Consider the following 17,848-nt stretch of genomic DNA (forward strand, 5'->3'; position numbering starts at 1 on the left):
TCGTCATGACCGTGCTCGAACCCAAGGCCGACGACGTCCTGCACACCCCGTATCAACGGGCGGTCGCCGAATATTGGAACAACAATCCCAACGACGACCGCGTCAACACCGAACTCGGCGAGGTCGATGGGCTCTACCACCATCACTACGGCATCGGCCAGCCGGACTGGACCGTCCTGCAGGGTCCGGAAGCCACCCGGCAGGACCGCATCGTGCGGGAGCTGCACCGGCTCGAGACCGCCCAGGCCGACCTGCTGCTGGACCACCTCGGCGAGGTCGGCCCCGATGACCGACTGCTGGATGCCGGCTCCGGACGCGGCGGCACCAGCCTCATGGCCCATCAGCGCTTCGGCTGCCAGGTGGACGGCGTCACGATCTCCGAATACCAGGTGGGCTTCGCCAACGACCGGGCCCGCGAGCGCGACGTGGCCGATCGGGTGCGGTTCCATTTCCGCAATATGCTCGACACCGGATTCGACACCGGCTGCATGCGCGGGGTCTGGACCGACGAAACCACCATGTACGTGGACCTGTTCGAGCTGTTCGCCGAATTCGCGCGACTGCTGCGGCCGGGCGGGCGCTACGTATGCATCACCGGCTGCTCCAACGATGTGACCGGCGGCCGATCCGCGGCGGTGAGCTGGATCGACGCCCACTACGGCTGCATGATCCATCCCCGCGGCGAATATTTCCGGGCGCTGGCGGCGCACAATCTGGTGCCGGTCACCGTCACCGATCTGACCGCCGCGACCATTCCCTATTGGGAGTTGCGGGCGCAGTCGCACCTGGCCACCGGGGTGGAGGAGCCGTTTCTGACCGCCTATCGGGAGGGAAGTTTCCAGTACCTGTTGATCGCCGCCGATAAGGTGGGGCGGTGAGCGAGGATACGACGTCCGATCGGGAGTCCCTGCCCGTCGAACTGGTCGACGAGCAGGGCCGCACCGCCGGCACCTGCCCGGTCGCCGAGGCCCACACCGCACCCGGCCTGCTGCACCGGGCGTTCTCGGTGCTGCTGTTCGACGCGACCGGGCGCGTGCTGCTGCAGCAGCGGGCCGCGGTAAAGACCCGGTTCCCGCTGCAGTGGGCCAACACCTGCTGCGGACATCCGGCGCCGGGCGAGCCGGTCACCGACGCGGCGGCGACGCGGTTGGCCGAGGAACTGGGGATCCGGGCCGACCTGCGCGAGGTCGGCACCTTCCGGTATCACGCCGCGGACCCGCGGACGGGACGGGTCGAATCCGAATGGGACCACGTGCTCATCGGCCGCTTCGACGGCGCACCCCCGCACCCCGACCCCGCCGAGGTCGCCGACTATGCATGGGTGAGACCGGAGGAGCTGAACGCTTCCATCGCCGCTGAGCCCGACCGCTACACACCGTGGCTGCCGGGTGTGCTCACGGTCGCCGGTCACGCCGAGTAGCCGCGCCGCTCACTCGAAGGTCGCGCCGAGCACCCGGCCGGTGCCGGTGCGCACCCCCGGACCCATGCATCCGGCCACGTTGTCAGCGGTCAGCACGTCGTATTCGGCGACGATGCGGACGCGGTTGCCGTGGCCCAACCCCTCCGACACCTCCAGCACGCCGATGGTCGGTTGCGCCACGGCCACCGGCCACGGGCCCGACAGGACGCTCGTCCGGCCGTCCGACCAGGTGACCGTGACGGTGATCGGCCCGTCGGCCGGGCGCATGCAGTCCGAGCGGGCCGTGTGCACACCGGTGAAGGTGCCCCCGGTGATTCCCGGCTCGGTTCCGACGCACTCGTGCAGGACCCCTGTCGAGGTGAATGTCAGCCACTGCGGCGACATCGTGATCGCCCCCTCGGCGGCCGTCCAGCGAAACTCTCCCCCACCGCAGGCACCCACCTGCGCGCCCGCGGCAAAGCCGGTGGGAGCCACCGCCGTTCCCGCAGCGACCACAGCCGCCGTCAGCATGGCCACCTTCATTCGCATCGCCACAGCACCTCTCCCAGAGCAGTAACCGACCCGGAATGCACTCTTCGATCGGGTCGATCCTGCCGCCTCGGCCGTCTCGGCCGACCGAGCAACGCCTCCGGCGTGTCCGTCGACGCCACCGTCCCGCGTGAACTCGCGGCCGGCTACAGGGTGACGACCGGTTCGGTCAGATCGATCTGCGCTGCGGGGCGGGGGACGAACTCCTCGGCGTGTGCCGTGGTGGTGATGATCAGTGCCCTTTTGTTGTCGGCGGTGTAAGGATCCCAATGGTTTTCGTAGCTGCTGCTCGGGACACCGTGGCGAGCCAGGGTGACCAGCGGCTCTTGGTGGGCCGCGGCCGAGGCGATGTCGTCGGGGTGATCCGAAGTCTCCTCGCTCAGGAACAGGCTCGGCATATCGCTGCCGTGCATGGCGCCGAACGAGGGATCGACGGCGGTGGAGGGCACGTAGTCGTACACCTGCATCCATGCCTTACCACCGGCCCGGTGTTGGGCGTCGATCAGTTTGAACGCCGGGCCGTAGTAGGCGAGGTCACCTACCAGCCTGGCGTCGGCCCGCGCGACGTCGGGAATGGCCTTACGGTATTCGGTCCGCAACCCCAGCACCTCTGGATCCATGTCGCCGACGTAGTCGATCACCGAGAGTTCCTTCTCCTGCAGCGTGAAGGTGAAGAAATCACCTTCCTCGGCGGTCACGGAAACGAGCAGCGGGATATCGCGGCAGGCGCCCGCCCCGATCGCGTCCAGTCCTCTCCGGGGAATGATGTCACCGTCGATCAGGTCGAAATACGGGTTGCGGCCGTAGCGCCGCAGGAGGGTGTTCTGCGCGTAACGCAGTGCCGAGTTCGGTGCCGTGCGCAAGTCTCCGATGTGCGCGAGGGTCTCGGTGAATTGACGGGTCCGGTGGGCCACGATGTCGTGGCTCGTCGCCAGATCGGCCCGGCCGCTGTACAGAGCCGCTTTATGGAACAACCCGCGCGCCGCAGGCACGGTGAGCAGGGTCCCCACGTTGAAGCCGCCGCCGGAGAGGCCGAATATCGTGACGTTGTCGGGATCGCCGCCGAAGTTGACGATATTGCGCTGCACCCAGCCCAGCGCCGCGAGATGGTCGAGCACGCCCAGATTCTTGGTATCGGAGAAATCACTGTCGATGGTGGCCAGATGCAGAAATCCCCAGGGCCCCAGGCGATGATTGATCGTGACGAGGACCAGCCCGTGCTTGCGCGCAAACGTCCGCGGCTCGTACGCGCCCACACCGGCACCGAAGGTATTACCGCCCGGATGGAACCAGACCAGGACCGGGCGACGGTGATCGTCGGCGGCCGGTGACCACACATTGAGGTACAGGCAGTCCTCGGATTCGGTGGCATCCGGCCGAATGATGCCGGGTATCACGACGTCCGGGGCGACCGGGAGTTGCCGGGCGATGTTGCCGAACATGGTGGCCGGGCGCACACCGGGCCAGGGTGGCATCGGCTGCGGAGGGCGAAAGCGCAACTCACCTACCGGGGGTCGTGCGTAGGGAATACCCAACCACGCGGGTACGCCGTGGTCGAGGGTGCCCTCGACCGCACCGGCATCGGTGTCCACGACGAGGTGGTGGTCCGTTTGGGGTGTGACGACCCGCTGTGGCATATGACTATCTCCTTTTCGTCGGTGGATTGTCTGTCAATAGATTCCTTCGATAACCCGTTCGCCGCCGAAGGCGTCGACCGGTTGGACAGCAGCAACCGAATCGCCGACATTCCCGGGCGCGGGAACCCGTAGCGCAGTGTCGCGTTCGAGATTGTTGGGCAGAAACATCCCCTTGCTGAGATGGTTCATCACCACCTGACCGCGCCGCCCGTACTGCACCGGTTCGCCTGTTGCGGGATCGATGACGCGGAAGGTGACGATCGGCGCATCGGGATCGAAGATCATGTCGTCGTCCGGGCCGAGACCGGGGCGTTGCAGGGCATGGCCCAGGATCATGGTGCTGCCGTAACTCCCGCACCACAATTCGACCTCCGGGAAGTGAATGTGGGTGTATTCGAAGCGATCGTCCGTGGTCATGTGCGCTCCGCCCCAATTTATCAGAGTGATTTTGGCATTCACCAGATCGACCGCCTCTCGGCGGCGGGTCAGCTGTCGCAGCATCGGCGGGGTGATGCACAGCACACCCACGTCCTGTGTGCGCAGGACGTACAGAGCCTGGTCCAGAATGTGGTCGGTGTAGGCCTGAACGCCCTCTTTGTCGCCACGGGCCGTCAGCAGTTTGACCCATCGGGGGTCGATGTCCACCGCGTATTTGATCGTGTTGGTCTTCCTGGCCACGTGATCCCAGATCGCCCCGACAAAATGCGGACCGCTGGGGAACAGGGACAAGAGATTCTTCTCTATCGGCGATCCTTGCTCCGCGTACCACCGCAAGCTGCGCTCTACGACATGATCCATCCATTCATCCGTGAAAATCACTCGTTTGGGAGCCCCTGTGGTGCCCCCGCTTTCGAATATCCGAGGCTTGGCACAGTCGGGTCCGTAGCCTTGCGGGATCAGATCCTCCACCGGGACGTCCCGCATTTCGTCGACCACATTGGGAAACAGGGCCAGGTCGTCGAAGGACTCGACGTCGACGCGCGGATCGAAGTCCAGTTCCGCGGCGCGCTCGAGCCAGAACCGGGAACCCGTCTCCGGGCCGAAGTGCCATTGCATCACGACCCGCAGATACTCGTTCGGATCTACGCCTTGTGTTATAGGCAGATCCAGCAGGGAAAAGTCGGTCACTGCCATGCATCTCCTCTGTGCGGGTTGACAACGAGATCCATTCGACGACCGTCGAATCGAGTCACTCCACGCGCGGTGATGTCGACGCGATGGTTCCTTCACACGGTAAGGGAACGCTGTTCGCATCACGAGGCGTACAAACGACACACTGTGTTGAGATTGCGACACTCACGCAGGGCGGTGCGTTGCTGCTCAAACTGCTCAGTTGCAGAGCGGATACGGCGGGCACAGTGCGCAGGAGGCTCGCTGGAGGCTGTTCTATCGAACAGGACCACTGCCTTCTGGCAGCATGGCCGCCATGGAGTTGATCGGGTTGGATCGGATCGAGGCGGCGGCGAAATCGCTGGAGCCGGTCATTCGGCGGACACCGGTCGTGGCGTCGCGGGTGCTGTCGGAACGGACCGGGTTCGAGGTGCGGCTCAAATGTGAGAATCTGCAGCGGACGGGTTCGTTCAAGCCGCGCGGGGCCTACAACCGGATCGCGAATCTGCCCGAGGCCGATCGGCGGCGCGGCGTGGTGGCGGCCAGCGCCGGTAACCACGCCCAGGGAGTGGCCTGGGCGGCGACGACGCTGGGCATCGAATCGACGGTCTTCATGCCCGTGGGCGCCTCGCTGCCGAAGCTGGTGGCCACCAAGGCCTACGGTGCCACCGTGCACCAGGTCGGCGAGACGATCGACCAATCGCTGTCGGCCGCACTGGATTTCGGCGCGCAGACCGGCGCGACGCTGATCCACCCGTTCGACCACCCCGACATCGTCGCCGGGCAGGCGACGGTGGCGCTGGAACTGCTCGAGCAACTCCCCGACGTGGGCACGGTCCTCGTTCCCACCGGTGGTGGCGGCCTGCTCGCCGGTATGGCGATCGCCCTGCATCATCTGGCCCCGCAGGTGCGGGTGGTCGGCGTGCAGGCGGCCCGGGCGGCGGCGTGGCCCGAATCGCTGTCGGCGGGTAAACCCGTTGCGCTGGAACGCATGTCGACCATGGCCGACGGCATCGCGGTCGGCCTGCCCGGCGAGGTGCCGTTCGCGCACGTCGAGAAGTACGCGTCGAGGATCGTCACCGTCGACGAGGACGCGCTGTCCAGCGCACTGCTGCTGTGCATGGAGCGCGCGAAGCTGATCGTCGAACCGGCCGGTGCGGCGGCGGTCGCGGCGTTGATGGCCTGCTCCACCGACGAACTGGACCTGCAGGGCCCGGTATGCGCGATCTTGTCCGGCGGCAACGTCGACCCGCTGCTGCTGACCCGGTTGATCGGCCACGGCCTCAGCGCCGCAGGACGCTATCTCGCCGTGCGCGTGACGATTTCGGACCGCCCGGGCAGCCTGGGCCGCCTGCTGGCGACGGTCGGCGACACCGCCGCCAGCGTCCTCGACGTCGTGCACTCCCGCACCGGCGCCTGGCTGGCCATCGACGAGGTCGAGGTCCTGCTCACCCTGGAAACCCGCGGCCCCGCCCACCGCGACGACGTCCTGGAAGCCTTGGAGAACGCGGGTTACGCAGTCCGCGTGCAGGATTAGCCCTGCGCTAGCTCCCGGACGAGCCTTCCAATATGGCCTCCAAATCAGGGTCGGGCTCGATGTCTTGGCGCTTCTGCTCCTTGATCAGCAGGGCTATCTCCCCGCGCATCTTTTTGTCGTAGAGGTCCAGGATGGCCTTCTCCTCGGTCATCCCTGGTTTCATCCGCACCCCGTACCGTTCGGTGAAAGTCTTCAGCGCCGCCTCCCAGTCCTCCTTGAAATCCGCGGCTTCGCACGTCAGATGCCGCAGTTGGCGCAGCCTGTCCTCGTACTTGCCGCTGGCGGGCGCCCTGCCGGATTCATTCGTCAGGAGTTCGGTCATCGCCAATCGCCAGGGGTCGTCGACAAACACCAGAGGCGAGAGGGAGAACCATTTTTCGTACCACTCCCTGATGCCGGCGTCGCTGAATTGTTGTTCGGCAGCGGCCGGATCCCCATTCGGGCTGAGCGCCGCCTTGCCATCTATATTGCAGAAGACCTCGGCGATCTTCAGCCAGGTCTCGAGGTTGTCATCGGCATGCTGCTTCTCCAGCGCCTGGGCCTGGTCTATATCCTCCGTGTCCTGCTTCTTCGGCGGCTCCGGCAAGTCCGCGTGCGCGGTGCCGGTCAACAACGCGAGCACCGTGCCGACGCCCGCCAGGGCTGCCGCTGCTTTGCGCTTGCACTTACTGTGTGGCATCAGCTTTCTCTCCTCAGGTAGGTCGGAGGAGTGTCGAGCCGCCTCGAGGCCGCCCTGCTCTTCGGCCGATCGCAAGCCCCTCCGTGTCGACTGACGTAGATCCGGCGCGTGCCCACGGACACGCACATACTTCACTTCGTCGCCGACGACGCCGCGGATGGGTGCAACCGACCCCGACCGGTCACCTGCGCCGAAGCAAGAACGGTTGGGCCCCACCGCTGCTCGGAGCCGCTAACCTACGGTTCTGCCGCATCGTGCTCGCACTACTCGCCGAACGCACACCGACCGAGTGACGGGATTGGACGGAGCAGCGTCAGCACCTGCTCTTGTAGAAGTACTGTGCGTTGGCGTCCATATCGGTCTGGGTGATGGCGATCATGTCGGTTTGGATGGTGCGCTGCACCGGTTTGCCCTCGAGGGCGGCCGCGGCCTGGGTTACGCCGTCGGCGCCGATTTGGGCGGGGTTCTGGGCGATGAGGGCCTGGACGGTTCCTGCCTTCAAGTCCTCGACCTGTTTGGGGCTGGCGTCGAAGCCGACCACTTTCACCTGACCGAGCTTGCCCGCATTGCGCAGGCCGGTGCCGGCGCCCTCGGCCGAACTCAAGTTGGTGGCGAAGATTCCGGCCAGATCCGGATGGGCGGCCAGGGTCGCGGTGACGATCGAGGCGGCCTGGGCGGCATCGTTGTTGTTGTACTGCACGCCCAGCGAGCTCATGCCCGGATAATTCTTCAGCTCGTCTACGAACCCCTGCGCCCGCAGATCGGTGGTGGAGGTGCCTGCCTTGGTGTTGATCACCAGCACAGGTCCCCTCTCCCCCACCAACTTCGCCAGCGTCTGCGCCGCCAGCTGGCCGCCCTTGCGGTTGTCGGAGGAGATCGACGACAGCGCGACCGAGGTGTCGTCGAGGGCCGTGTCGACCTCGATCACCTTGACCCCGGCGTCCTTGGCCTGCTTGATCGGGCTGGCCATGGCCGTGGCATGGGTCGGGGCGATCAGGATGGCGCCCGGCTTGTTGGCGATCACGCCGGTGACGATCGGCGTTTGGAGGGAGGCGTCGAATTGGGTGGGCGCCTGGGTTTCCAGCTTGTACCCCAGTTTGTTCGCTTGGTCCTGAGCACCGCACTGCATCGAAATGTAGAACGGCTCGTTGGCCGCGCCCGGGATGAGCACGATCCGTTTGGTGTCGGCGCCGCCGGAATCGCCGACCTTTCCGCCGCACGCCGCCAGCATCGCCGCCGCGGTGATCACCGCACCGGCCAGTACGGCGGCTCTTCCACCGGTCCTCATCTGCGCCTCACCTTCGAGATCTGTTGTCTTACTTCCGGTCTCGTGACCGCCTTCGCATCTGGTCGAACCACACGGCGGCCACGAGCACGACGCTCACCGCGATCGGCTGCCAGAACACCGGCACATCCGCGATGACAAAACCCTTGCGCAGCACCGACGGAATGAACACCCCGATCACGGTGCCCAGCACCGACCCGGCCCCGCCGAACAGACTCGTGCCGCCGATCACCACGCCCGCGATGGCATCGAGATTGTCGGTGGTGTGCCCGCCGATGGTGGTGGTGCCGAAGTAGGCGAGGTTCATGAATCCGGCCAGACCCGCCAGCACCCCGGTCATCAGATACACCAGCACCAGATGGCGGGTGACACCGATACCGGCCCGGCGGGCGGCTTCGGCATTGGAACCGATGGCGTAGGTGTAGCGGCCGAAGCGGGTGGTGTGCAACAGCCAGGCACCGAAGACGGTGACCGCCGCGGCCACCAGGACCAGGATGGGGATGCCGCCGAGTAGGGTGCCCGACCCCAGTGAGCCGCGCAGTTTTTCGGGCACCGTGCGGGTATCGACGCCGCCGGTGATCAGCTGCGCCGCGCCCAGTGCCGCACCGAAGGAACCCAGCGTCACGATCAGTGGCGGAATTCTTGCCTTGGCCACCAGGATTCCGTTGAGGAAACCCCAGAGTGCGCCTCCGGCAATCGAACCCAGGAAGCCGAGCGCGACGATGCCCCAGCCGGCGCGGGTGGCATCCTCGCCCGGACTGAGCCATTCCATGATCTTCGAGCCGACCACGCCCGAGAAGATCAGCACCATCCCCACCGACAGGTCGATGCCCGCGGTGATGATCACGAATGTCATCCCGATCGACAGGACCAGCAGCACCGCGGTCTCGATCAGCAGGGTCTGCAGGGTGAAGCGGGTGGGGAAGGCGTTGGGGCGCAGCAGGCTGAACGCCGCGTACAGCACGATCAGCACCAGCCCGATCCACAGCGTGCTCGCCCCCACAAGCCGTTGCCACACCGTGCGTTCGGGGAGTTCGACGGTCTCGGTGCCGTTGGTGACTTCCTCGGTACGTTCGCTCATGAGCCGTCCTCGTGGGTCAGGGCGCCGGTCATCGCGCCGACCAGCTGGTCGAGGGTGGCGTCGGAACCGAATCGCGCCACCCGACGCCCCAGGCGCAGCACCTCGATGCGGTCGGCCACCGACAGCACCTCGGGCATGTTGTGGCTGATCAGCACGACCGAGATGCCCTGGTCGCGCACGCGGCGGATGACGTCGAGGACGCGTTCGCGCTGCACCACGCCCAGGGCTGCGGTCGGTTCGTCCATGAACACCACCTTGCTCGCCCACATCACCGCCCGCGCCACCGCGACGGTCTGGCGCTGGCCGCCGGACAGGGCGCCGATCGGCACGTCGGCGCGGGGCAGGGTCACTCCCAGCCGCCGGAAGTGTTCGGTCGCTTGCGCTTTCATGGATTTGCGGTCGAGCATGCCGAGCTGTCCGGGCAGGCCGCGGCGGAACAGTTCGCGGCCGAGGAACAGATTGGCGGCCGGGTCGAGATCCGGGGCGACGGCCAGGTCCTGGTACACGGTCTCCACGCCCAGGTTGCGGGCGGCGGTCGGCGTGGCCATCCGCACGGGTCGGCCGTCGAGCAGGATCCGGCCCGCATCGGGCTGTTCGGCGCCCGAAAGGCATTTCACCAGTGTGGATTTCCCGGCCCCGTTATCGCCGATGAGGGCGACCACCTCACCGGCATCGGCCTGAAAGTTGGCCCCGCGCAAGGCCTCCACGCCGCCGTAGCGTTTGACCAACCCCTCGGCCTCCAACACCACGGCAGACATCCGATCACCCCGGCGACATCGACTCCAGCGGACGTCCGGCCCGCCCGCCCGATCGTAGTTTCGCCCGCGACGCACCGTGGCCGAAATCGCCGAAGATCATCGGACCGCAGTTTCCGGGGCAGGTCAGTGCGCTCCGCCGAGTTCCAGCGCCAAGACCCCCAGAATCACCAGGACGATTCCGCCCACCTGAATCGCGGTGAGGGTCTCGTTGAGAAACAGCGCGCCGATGGTCGCCACCGCGGCCACACCGATCGCCGACCACACGCCGTAGGCGACACCGATCGACATGCCCCGCTTCAGCGCCTGGGACAGAAAGAAGAACGCCCCGGCGTACCCGATCACCACGACGATCGACGGCACCAGTTTGCTGAACCCGTCGGATATCTTCAGCGAGACGGTCGCCGTAACCTCGGACACGATGGCCAGCGCCAACAGCAGGAACGTCATAGCCGCAGGATAGCCACCGCGGCCCCGCACCCGTCTCAGTCGGGGTCCGCCCGGAAACAGACCAGCTTGTCGGCCGCCGCCTCGAAATCGTCCGGATCCCCCGGCGGCGCAACCACTCCGGTCCGCAGGAAGAACTGCACCCCGCGGGGCACCTGCACCGGGAACTCACGCACGATCGGCCTGCGCTCCTGCGGCCCGACCTCCACGAGCTTCACCCGTTGCTCGCGCTTACCCCGAGCCAGCACGCCCCACCCCGAGGCGAGCGCATTCTTCACCCACCCCGTCATCCCCACCGACATGATGTACTGCTTGCCGTCCACGGTGAACGGCGACACCGGCGTCGTGATCATCTTCCCCGACTTCCGCCCCGGCACACTCAGCAGATAGAACGTCAAGAACGCGATCCCGCGTCGCTGCAGGAAGATGATCACCCGGTTCAGATGCTTCACCCATCCCGGCAGCTGCACGGAACCCTTTGCCCCCTCGGCCATTTCGCCCTTCCCTTCGTCGGCCCGACCCCGATCCCAAGGTACGCTTCCACCCCGACAAAAACACGACCCGATTACGGCCCGCCGGGGAGACGACGCCGACCCGAACTCACATCGTTGGCGAGATCCTCGTAGCCGACCGCCAATTCCGCCAGGCGTTCCCAGGCGTCGAACAGGTTCCAATCCCCCGCATTCGCCAGGGCGGCGTATGCGCAAGCGGTGTACTGGGCCAGGCGATCGACCACCGCACCGACCGTCTCGGTGTGCAGCGACGCCCCACCGTGCGACGGCGGCAGACGGGAGATCACCCAGCAGTCGATCTCATGAACCAGACGCGTTCTCTCGCCGTCGATCTCGTCGATATCGCCGTTGGCGCCGAGCCGCCGCTCGTGCAGGACGGTCAGCGCATGGGCATGGTTCAACAGCACATGATCCCCCTCGGGCTCGGCGCGACATGCCCGCAGCAGTTCATGTTTCGACGGCAGCGGATTGGTCAGCACGTCCCCTCCTCGTGCTGCCCCTGGTCCAGATAGCGCTCGATGTACTCGAGCGAACCGAAGACGGGCATGTCCCCCAGCCGGGTACGCTCGCGCACCGGATCGCGAGTCGCCTCGTCCAGCAACTCCCACCCATATGGCGGCAAGGGTTTGCGTTGCAGAATCCAACCCCGCCGTTCGGCTTTCGCGGTCAGCCCAGCGACCCAGGCGTCGAAATCACGGACGTGCTTGTCGGCATCCATGTGCACTAGATGACCTCGAAACCACTGCTCACGCCGGGTTAGCGAGCTTGTTTGCGAAAGTCTTGCGAAAGCGCAGGGTCGGATCGCGTCGTGCGCCTACCCTTTTCCGCAACGCGGCCGAAAGCGGTTCGCTATCGGAACGAGGGGGTCGGCATGATCGAGGAGGAACCGGGGGACACGGGTAGTCCCCTGTCCCGACGCCAGCTGGGGAGATACCTCAGAGAGGCGCGTGAGGCGGCCGGGATGACGCTCCAACAGGCGGCGAACTTGATGGAGTGGGGCAAGACCACGGTGCAGAACCTGGAAACCGCCCGGAACCAGAAGGTCCACTGGCGCAATGTGCGGGATCTGTGCGAGATCTACGGGTGCAATGAGGACAGGACGGCCGCGCTGATCGATCTGGCCAAGCAGATCCCGACGAAGTCGTGGTGGCATGCCTACGGCGATTTGGTCCCTGCCACCTTCAATCTCTACCTCGACTTGGAGGCGGCTACACAACAGTTGACCATATTCCAACCGCTCATCATTCCGGGTTTGCTGCAGACTGCGGACTACGCCCGGACCTTGGACCGGCGGTTCTTCTCTCATGAGACGGAGGAGGAACTGAATCGCCGCATCCAACTCCGTTTACAGCGGCAGCACATCCTCACGCGCCAGCGGAAGCCAGCCAAACTTCGTGCAGTCATCCACGAAAGTGCGTTGCGTACCGTCGTCGGCAACCGTCGAATCATGGATGTGCAAGTGCGGCACATCGCGGATATGAGCACTCGCCCCAACGTCGAGATCCGTGTGCTGACCTATGAAGCAGGCTTCCCAGTGGGAATGCCCTTGCCCGCCTTCGTGATTATGGATTTCGGTCTCGACCCCCGAGGCAAGCCGGTCGAACAAACCATCGTGTTTGCCGAAAGCTTCACTGGCGGCATGTACTTTGAACGGAGCACCGATGTGCAACGCTTTCAGGAGGCGTTCGAGGAGGTCTGGGAAGCGAGCTTGGACGTTCGCCCAAGCCGAGACCTGATGCGAGAGATTGCAAGGGAGTTCCGAAGTGGTCGTTGATCTATCCGGAGCTGAGTGGTTCAAGTCGAGCTACAGCTCGGGCGGGCAAGAATGTGTCGAGGTTGCATACCTTCGACAGGGCATGATCGGCGTCCGCGACTCCAAGAATCCCACCGGCCCCGCGCTCGTCTTCACACCGCGCGAATGGGACGCCTTCACCGCGGGGCTGGCCACGGGCGAGTTCGATCACGCATAGTCAGGCGCTGGTGGCGGCCACGGCTCGTTCTCCCAGCGCGCGGACCAACTCGGTCACCTCGGGCGGGCCCAGCACTGTGTACGGCATTGGCAGTAGCGCGATGTTGTAGGCGACGTAGGGCGGTCTGTCCGGGTACGTCGTGAGCAGGCAGCTGTCGGAGTCGACGGCTTCGAGCACGCCTTGGCGGGCGGCGACCCGGTCACGGGCCGACTCGAGCGGCTCGTGCAGCAGCACCCGGGCCTGCACGAGCCCGGCCTCTCGGCGGCGCAGCGAGCTCATCAACCAGGTCGCCGCGTCAACCCCGTCGGGCAGTTCGCGCGGCCGGACCCGTACCCCTGTGCGGTGAATGTCGGTGATGCGATCGACCCGGAAGGTGCGCCAGTCATCGCGATCGCCGTCGAAGGCAATGAGATACCAGCGCGGCCCGGCGGCGACCAACCGGTGCGGCTCGACGAACCGCCCGCCCGTATCGCCATCGGCCTTCCGATATCGGAACCGCACCTTCTCGTGCGCGGCGCACGAGGCGGCGAGCGCCGCCAGCACCTCCGGATCCACAGCCGAATCGTCGGCGGCGGGCGGCAGCACCGCGGCCTGTGACAGATCGGTGAGCCGCCGCCGCAGTCGGCTCGGCAGCACCTGCTCGAGCTTGGCCAACGCGCGCACCGAGGCATCTTCGATACCGGCGACCGCGGTCGTCGCGGCGGCCCGCAGGCCGATGGCGATCGACACCGCCTCCTCGTCGTCGAGCACCAGCGGGGGCATCGCGGTGCCGGCGACCAGCCGATACCCTCCCACATTGCCCTGCGTGGCGTGCACCGGATACCCCAGCTCACGCAGGCGCTCGATATCGCGGCGAATGGTCCGGGGCGTCACCCCCAGGCGCTCGGCGAGCTCCACCCCGGTCCACTCGCGCGGGGACTGCAGCAGCGACAGCAACTGCAGCAACCGGCCCGAGGGATCACGCATGGGACAATTCTCCCTCACCAACAGGTCAGTAGATGACCTATTGGCCGGACACCGAGAGGGTGAGACAACTCACGGTGCAATCGCTTCGCCAACCGGTCGTTCGATGTCCTATTAGCTTCCTAGCGTCGTCCCCATGACCATTACCGACCTCTCCGAAGAACGTGTGCGGGCCGACCCGCGACGATGGGTGGCCCTGGCCGTGCTGTTGGCGGCGGCCTTCATGGACTCGGTCGACGTGACCGTGGTGCACATGGCGATTCCGAGCCTGCAGCACGACCTCGGCGCCACCTCGGCGCAGGTGCAGTGGATCACCGGCGGCTACGCCCTCGCCTTCGCGCTCGGCCTGATCACCGGCGGCCGCCTCGGCGACATGTTCGGGCGAAAGCGGTTGGTACTCATCGGAATCGCGCTCTTCACCGCCAGCTCACTACTCTGCGGCGTGGCCACCGGGCCGGAGATGCTGCTGATCGGCCGCATCGTCCAGGGTGCCGCGGCCGCGCTGATGGTTCCGCAGGTGCTCTCGATCGCCCACGTCACCTTCGCCGAGACCGAACGGTCGAAGGTGTTCGGAATCTACGGCGCCGTCCTCGGTCTCGGCACCGTCGCCGGGCCGCTGATCAGCGCGGCATTGGTCGAGGCGAACCTGTTCGGCCTGCACTGGCGGCCCATCTTCCTGGTGAACCTGCCGCTCGGCGTCGCCGGGCTCGTCGTGGGCGCGCTCGTCATCCGCGAATCGAAGGCCGACCACGCCACCAAGCCCGACCCTGTCGGCGTCGCCCTGCTCACCGCCGGGCTGTTCGGGCTCATGCTGCCGTTGACCCAGGGTCGCGAACTCGACTGGCCCGCATGGTCGATCGCGATGCTGATCGGCTCGGTGCCGGTGCTGGCGGTCTTCGTCGGCTACGAACGGTGGCTTGCCCGGCGCGGCGGTCAGCCGCTGGTGCCGCTGTCTCTGTTCCGGGCACCCAGCTTCTCCGGCGGCCTGTCGGTGCAACTGTGCTTCGGGCTCGCCTCCGGCGTGTTCTTCCTGGCATGGACGCTCTACCTGCAGCTCGGCCTCGGCTGGTCACCGATCAAAGCCGGACTGGCCGGACTGCCGATGTCGCTCGCGTTGATGGTCGGCGCGGGCGTGTCCGCCCAGGTTCTCGTGCCCCGCTTCGGACGTATCGTCCTGCAGATCGGCGGCGTGTTCGCCGCCCTCGGGGCCGTCGTCTACCACGCCTTCGCCACCCACAACGGCACCGGCATGGGCATACTCCAGACGATGATTCCCATTCTGCTCATGGGAATCGGCTTCGGCCTGATCATCGCCCCGCTCGCCGACCTCACCCTGGCCACGGCCCCGAACGAAAACGCCGGGGCCGCATCGGGATTGCTCAATACGGCCGTCCAGCTCGGCCAAGCTCTGGGCATCGGCATCTCCTCGCTGGTGTTCTTCGGCCGCCTCGACGCCGGTCACGGCATGCCCGCCGCATTCGGCTATTCGCTGTGGTACGTCGCCGCCGCCTTCGTCCTCGCTATCCTGCTGCTGTTCGCACTGCCGAAAAAGGGACGATCCAAGATCGGCCACGCGTAGTCAGCAGGTGCTCGGGGCGGGGGTGCCTGCGAATCGGTCTGCCAGATAAGACAGTTGGTAGGGGGTGGCGGCGGGGCCTCCCGACATGTGGTCGCCCGGTATGCGGAGGCGCTGGACCGGGGTGCCTGCGGTGCAGTAGGCGTCGAGGACGGTGTCGGTGGCGGGGAGGGGCGTCACGTCGTCGCCCGTGGCGTGGTATTCGAATATCGGTGTGCGTGGGGTGGCCTTGCCGAGGCTGTTGTCCGCCAACAGCTTTGCCAGCACGGTGTCGCCGAGGGGGTCAGGGGTGGTGGTCAACTCGGACAGGCGCCGGGATCGATGTTCGTCGAGAAGATCGAGGACGCATCGGTTCCGGTCGCGGTCCAGGACCGCCCGGCCCTTGTCGTTGAGCATCGCCGCCGCATCGGCCTCGGGATATGCCCGGTCGAGGCCGATCAGGGCGCCGATCAGGAATCCCGTGTACGGGCCGCCGTCGACGGCACGACCCACCTCGCGCATATCGCCGGGCATGCCGCCCAGCGCCGCGCCGACGAGATTGATCTCCGGCGCGTAGTGCGGCTGCTGTTCGGCGGCCCAGCCCGACGCGAAGGCCCCGCCCGAATATCCCATCAGCCCAACCGGAGTGGCGCCGGACAGACCCGCGGGCGGGAAGCGCAGGGCCGCGCGGATACCGTCGAGCACCGCATGCGCCGCCATCGGTCCTGCCATGAACTCCGACCGCGGCCCCTCATGATCCGGCGCAACCACGGCCCACCCCTGTGTCAACGCGGCCGTCGCCATCCGTATCGACCCGCCGAGCCCCGGCCCCGGCCCAGCCGCAAGCCCCTCACGCAGGGAATGCGATATCGCACACTGCGCCCCCACCGAGTCCTCGGCCTCCTGATACGACAGCAGTGGCCGCGGCCCCGGCCCGGCCCACGGCGTGTACGGCACGAGCACGGTCGCCACCGCCGCGGTCGGCACCCCGTGCGCATCCACCGTCTTGTACTTCACCTGCCACGCCGCCACCGGAATCGGCACCACGACCGCCACCGCGGTAATGGGCCGAGACTGCAGCACGAATCCGTTCTCGACCCCCGCCAGATCGGCCGGTACCTGGTAGAAGTCATCGGAACCCGCCGCCGCTCCCCCGGCTCCCACGACCATCCCTACGACCACCAACAGAGCACTCAGCCCCACCCGCCCCAGTCTCCCAAGCCACATACGATCTTCCTCCCGGCCGTCGATCGAGAGCCATCATCGCAGCCGGAACGGCCGAGCCGCCGATGGGATGGAGAGCACCGGAGGGTAGAACTTCGTATCGCCGCCAGCACAGTCGCGTTGGCTGTACGCGCCAGAACGGACCCGTCACGATTCGATCGACTAGGATTGCCTGCCCGGATCGCCGAAGGCCCTTCGGTAGTCGCGCGGCGTGGTGTGCAACTGACGGGCGAAGTGGTAGCGCAGGGTTTCCACCGATCCGAATCCCGCCTCCTCGGCCACGCGGTCTATCGGCAGGCCCGTGGTCTCGAGGAGCTGCCGCGCGCGATGAATGCGGGCGGTGAGCAGCCAGCGCTGGACGGTCGTGCCGAGCTGGGCCTCGAAGCGCCGCTGCAGCGTGCGGGTGCTCAGACCGGCGTGGCGGGCGATCTCGGTCAGGGGCACCGGCCGGTGCAGGTTCTGCTCGATCCAGTCCAAGACCGGCTGCAGCGCCGACCCGTCCTCCGGGGGCACATACCGGTCGATGAACTGGGCCTGCCCGCCGTCGCGTTGCAGCGGAAGCACCATCGACCGCGCGGTCCCGGCGGCGATCGCCGACCCGAAGTCGCGCCGGACCAGATGCAGGCACATATCCAGCCCCGCGGCCTGCCCGGCCGAGGTGAGTATCGCCCCGGCGTCGACGAACAGCACCTCCGGATCCACCTCGACCCGCGGATACAGCCGCGCCAGCGCGTCGCAGTACTGCCAGTGGGTCGTCGCGCGCAGGCCGTCCAGCAGACCGGCCGCCGCGAGCACGAACGAGCCCAGGCAGATCGAGGCCACCCGGGCGCCCCGGTCCGCCGCCGCCCGGACGGCGTCGAGCACCGCGGGACCCGGATCGAGCACGTTCTCGGCGGCGGGCACGATCACGGTATCGGCCTCCGCCATCGCCTCCAGCGGCCACAGCGTCTCCAGCCGAAAGCATTGCTGATCGAATGCCGTGGCAATCGTGTCGGTGCCGCACATGCGCACCTCATAGCAACGGCTACCGTCCGGCATCCGCGCGCCCGCGAAGACCTCGCCGCCCGAGGCCAGGTCGAAGGCGTTCACACCCTCGGAGACGAGAAGCGCCACCATCCTCATTGTCACAATCTTACGGATGGCCG

The 17,848-nt window shown here is 66.8% G+C and carries 20 protein-coding genes; 6 read left to right on the forward strand and 14 right to left on the reverse strand.

Going from position 1 to position 17,848, the window contains the following annotated elements; genetic code table 11:
- Window positions 1-5 precede the first annotated feature (5 nt).
- The gene (locus IU452_RS15125) at window positions 6-878 is read left to right on the forward strand and encodes a geranyl diphosphate 2-C-methyltransferase (protein WP_195109706.1); all 873 of its coding nucleotides are present in this window, start codon (window positions 6-8) and stop codon (window positions 876-878) included.
- Window positions 875-1,420, forward strand: coding sequence for an isopentenyl-diphosphate Delta-isomerase (gene idi / locus IU452_RS15130; protein WP_324192636.1), 546 nt, complete (start codon window positions 875-877; stop codon window positions 1,418-1,420). Before IU452_RS15125 ends, idi begins: the two co-directional genes overlap by 4 nt.
- Window positions 1,421-1,429: 9 nt before the next feature.
- Here idi and IU452_RS15135 read toward each other — a convergent pair whose 3' ends face one another.
- The 3 genes from IU452_RS15135 to IU452_RS15145 form a co-directional block, all read right to left on the reverse strand.
- Window positions 1,430-1,948: a hypothetical protein gene (locus IU452_RS15135; protein WP_195109707.1), complete on the reverse strand. Its 519-nt coding sequence runs from the start codon at window positions 1,946-1,948 to the stop codon at window positions 1,430-1,432.
- A gap of 146 nt (window positions 1,949-2,094) precedes the next feature.
- Window positions 2,095-3,585 (reverse strand): carboxylesterase/lipase family protein, encoded by a 1,491-nt coding sequence (locus IU452_RS15140; RefSeq protein WP_195109708.1) that lies wholly within the window; start codon window positions 3,583-3,585, stop codon window positions 2,095-2,097.
- A 33-nt stretch (window positions 3,586-3,618) separates the two neighbouring features.
- On the reverse strand, window positions 3,619-4,719 hold the full coding sequence (locus IU452_RS15145; protein WP_195110199.1) for a phenazine antibiotic biosynthesis protein: 1,101 nt from the start codon (window positions 4,717-4,719) through the stop codon (window positions 3,619-3,621).
- Window positions 4,720-5,002: 283 nt separating this feature from the next.
- Here IU452_RS15145 and ilvA point away from each other — a divergent pair, with 283 nt between their 5' ends.
- Window positions 5,003-6,232, forward strand: coding sequence for a threonine ammonia-lyase (gene ilvA, locus IU452_RS15150; RefSeq protein ID WP_195109709.1), 1,230 nt, complete (start codon window positions 5,003-5,005; stop codon window positions 6,230-6,232).
- 7 nt (window positions 6,233-6,239) lie between these two features.
- On the opposite strand, the gene IU452_RS15155 is transcribed toward ilvA, so the two are convergent.
- The 8 genes from IU452_RS15155 to IU452_RS15190 form a co-directional block, all read right to left on the reverse strand.
- Entirely contained in the window at window positions 6,240-6,911 is a 672-nt protein-coding gene (locus IU452_RS15155) for a hypothetical protein (RefSeq protein WP_195109710.1), read from the reverse strand.
- A 313-nt stretch (window positions 6,912-7,224) separates the two neighbouring features.
- Window positions 7,225-8,199, reverse strand: coding sequence for an ABC transporter substrate-binding protein (locus IU452_RS15160; protein WP_195109711.1), 975 nt, complete (start codon window positions 8,197-8,199; stop codon window positions 7,225-7,227).
- A gap of 28 nt (window positions 8,200-8,227) precedes the next feature.
- A complete protein-coding gene (locus IU452_RS15165) occupies window positions 8,228-9,277 on the reverse strand; it encodes an ABC transporter permease (RefSeq protein ID WP_195109712.1) in 1,050 nt (349 codons plus the stop codon).
- Window positions 9,274-10,035: an ATP-binding cassette domain-containing protein gene (locus tag IU452_RS15170; RefSeq protein WP_195109713.1), complete on the reverse strand. Its 762-nt coding sequence runs from the start codon at window positions 10,033-10,035 to the stop codon at window positions 9,274-9,276. The genes IU452_RS15165 and IU452_RS15170 overlap by 4 nt, the downstream gene beginning before the upstream one ends.
- 123 nt (window positions 10,036-10,158) lie before the next feature.
- On the reverse strand, window positions 10,159-10,482 hold the full coding sequence (locus IU452_RS15175) for a DMT family transporter (protein ID WP_195109714.1): 324 nt from the start codon (window positions 10,480-10,482) through the stop codon (window positions 10,159-10,161).
- Between the two features lie 35 nt (window positions 10,483-10,517).
- Window positions 10,518-10,973, reverse strand: a complete 456-nt coding sequence (locus tag IU452_RS15180; protein ID WP_195109715.1) for a deazaflavin-dependent nitroreductase — start codon at window positions 10,971-10,973, stop codon at window positions 10,518-10,520.
- A 71-nt stretch (window positions 10,974-11,044) separates the two neighbouring features.
- Window positions 11,045-11,470 (reverse strand): DUF4254 domain-containing protein, encoded by a 426-nt coding sequence (locus tag IU452_RS15185; protein ID WP_195109716.1) that lies wholly within the window; start codon window positions 11,468-11,470, stop codon window positions 11,045-11,047.
- Window positions 11,464-11,709, reverse strand: a complete 246-nt coding sequence (locus tag IU452_RS15190) for a hypothetical protein (protein WP_195109717.1) — start codon at window positions 11,707-11,709, stop codon at window positions 11,464-11,466. The genes IU452_RS15185 and IU452_RS15190 overlap by 7 nt, the downstream gene beginning before the upstream one ends.
- Before the next feature lie 153 nt (window positions 11,710-11,862).
- Here IU452_RS15190 and IU452_RS15195 point away from each other — a divergent pair, with 153 nt between their 5' ends.
- Together IU452_RS15195 and IU452_RS15200 are read left to right on the forward strand one after the other, a co-directional pair.
- Window positions 11,863-12,765 carry a helix-turn-helix domain-containing protein gene (locus IU452_RS15195; RefSeq protein ID WP_195109718.1) on the forward strand — a complete coding sequence of 301 codons (903 nt, stop codon included), beginning with the start codon at window positions 11,863-11,865 and terminating at the stop codon, window positions 12,763-12,765.
- Window positions 12,755-12,961, forward strand: a complete 207-nt coding sequence (locus IU452_RS15200; protein WP_195109719.1) for a DUF397 domain-containing protein — start codon at window positions 12,755-12,757, stop codon at window positions 12,959-12,961. Before IU452_RS15195 ends, IU452_RS15200 begins: the two co-directional genes overlap by 11 nt.
- Here the strand turns inward: IU452_RS15200 and IU452_RS15205 are convergent, their stop codons facing one another.
- Window positions 12,962-13,927: a helix-turn-helix transcriptional regulator gene (locus tag IU452_RS15205; RefSeq protein ID WP_195109720.1), complete on the reverse strand. Its 966-nt coding sequence runs from the start codon at window positions 13,925-13,927 to the stop codon at window positions 12,962-12,964.
- 133 nt (window positions 13,928-14,060) lie between these two features.
- Here IU452_RS15205 and IU452_RS15210 point away from each other — a divergent pair, with 133 nt between their 5' ends.
- Window positions 14,061-15,503, forward strand: coding sequence for an MFS transporter (locus IU452_RS15210; RefSeq protein ID WP_195109721.1), 1,443 nt, complete (start codon window positions 14,061-14,063; stop codon window positions 15,501-15,503).
- Here the strand turns inward: IU452_RS15210 and IU452_RS15215 are convergent, their stop codons facing one another.
- Together IU452_RS15215 and IU452_RS15220 are read right to left on the reverse strand one after the other, a co-directional pair.
- Window positions 15,504-16,682, reverse strand: a complete 1,179-nt coding sequence (locus tag IU452_RS15215; RefSeq protein WP_195109722.1) for a lipase family protein — start codon at window positions 16,680-16,682, stop codon at window positions 15,504-15,506.
- A 183-nt stretch (window positions 16,683-16,865) separates the two neighbouring features.
- Window positions 16,866-17,825, reverse strand: coding sequence for a GlxA family transcriptional regulator (locus tag IU452_RS15220; protein ID WP_195109723.1), 960 nt, complete (start codon window positions 17,823-17,825; stop codon window positions 16,866-16,868).
- Window positions 17,826-17,848 lie beyond the last annotated feature (23 nt).

Source organism: Nocardia transvalensis (genome assembly GCF_015477765.1).
In the GTDB taxonomy this organism is placed as follows: domain Bacteria; phylum Actinomycetota; class Actinomycetes; order Mycobacteriales; family Mycobacteriaceae; genus Nocardia; species Nocardia transvalensis_A.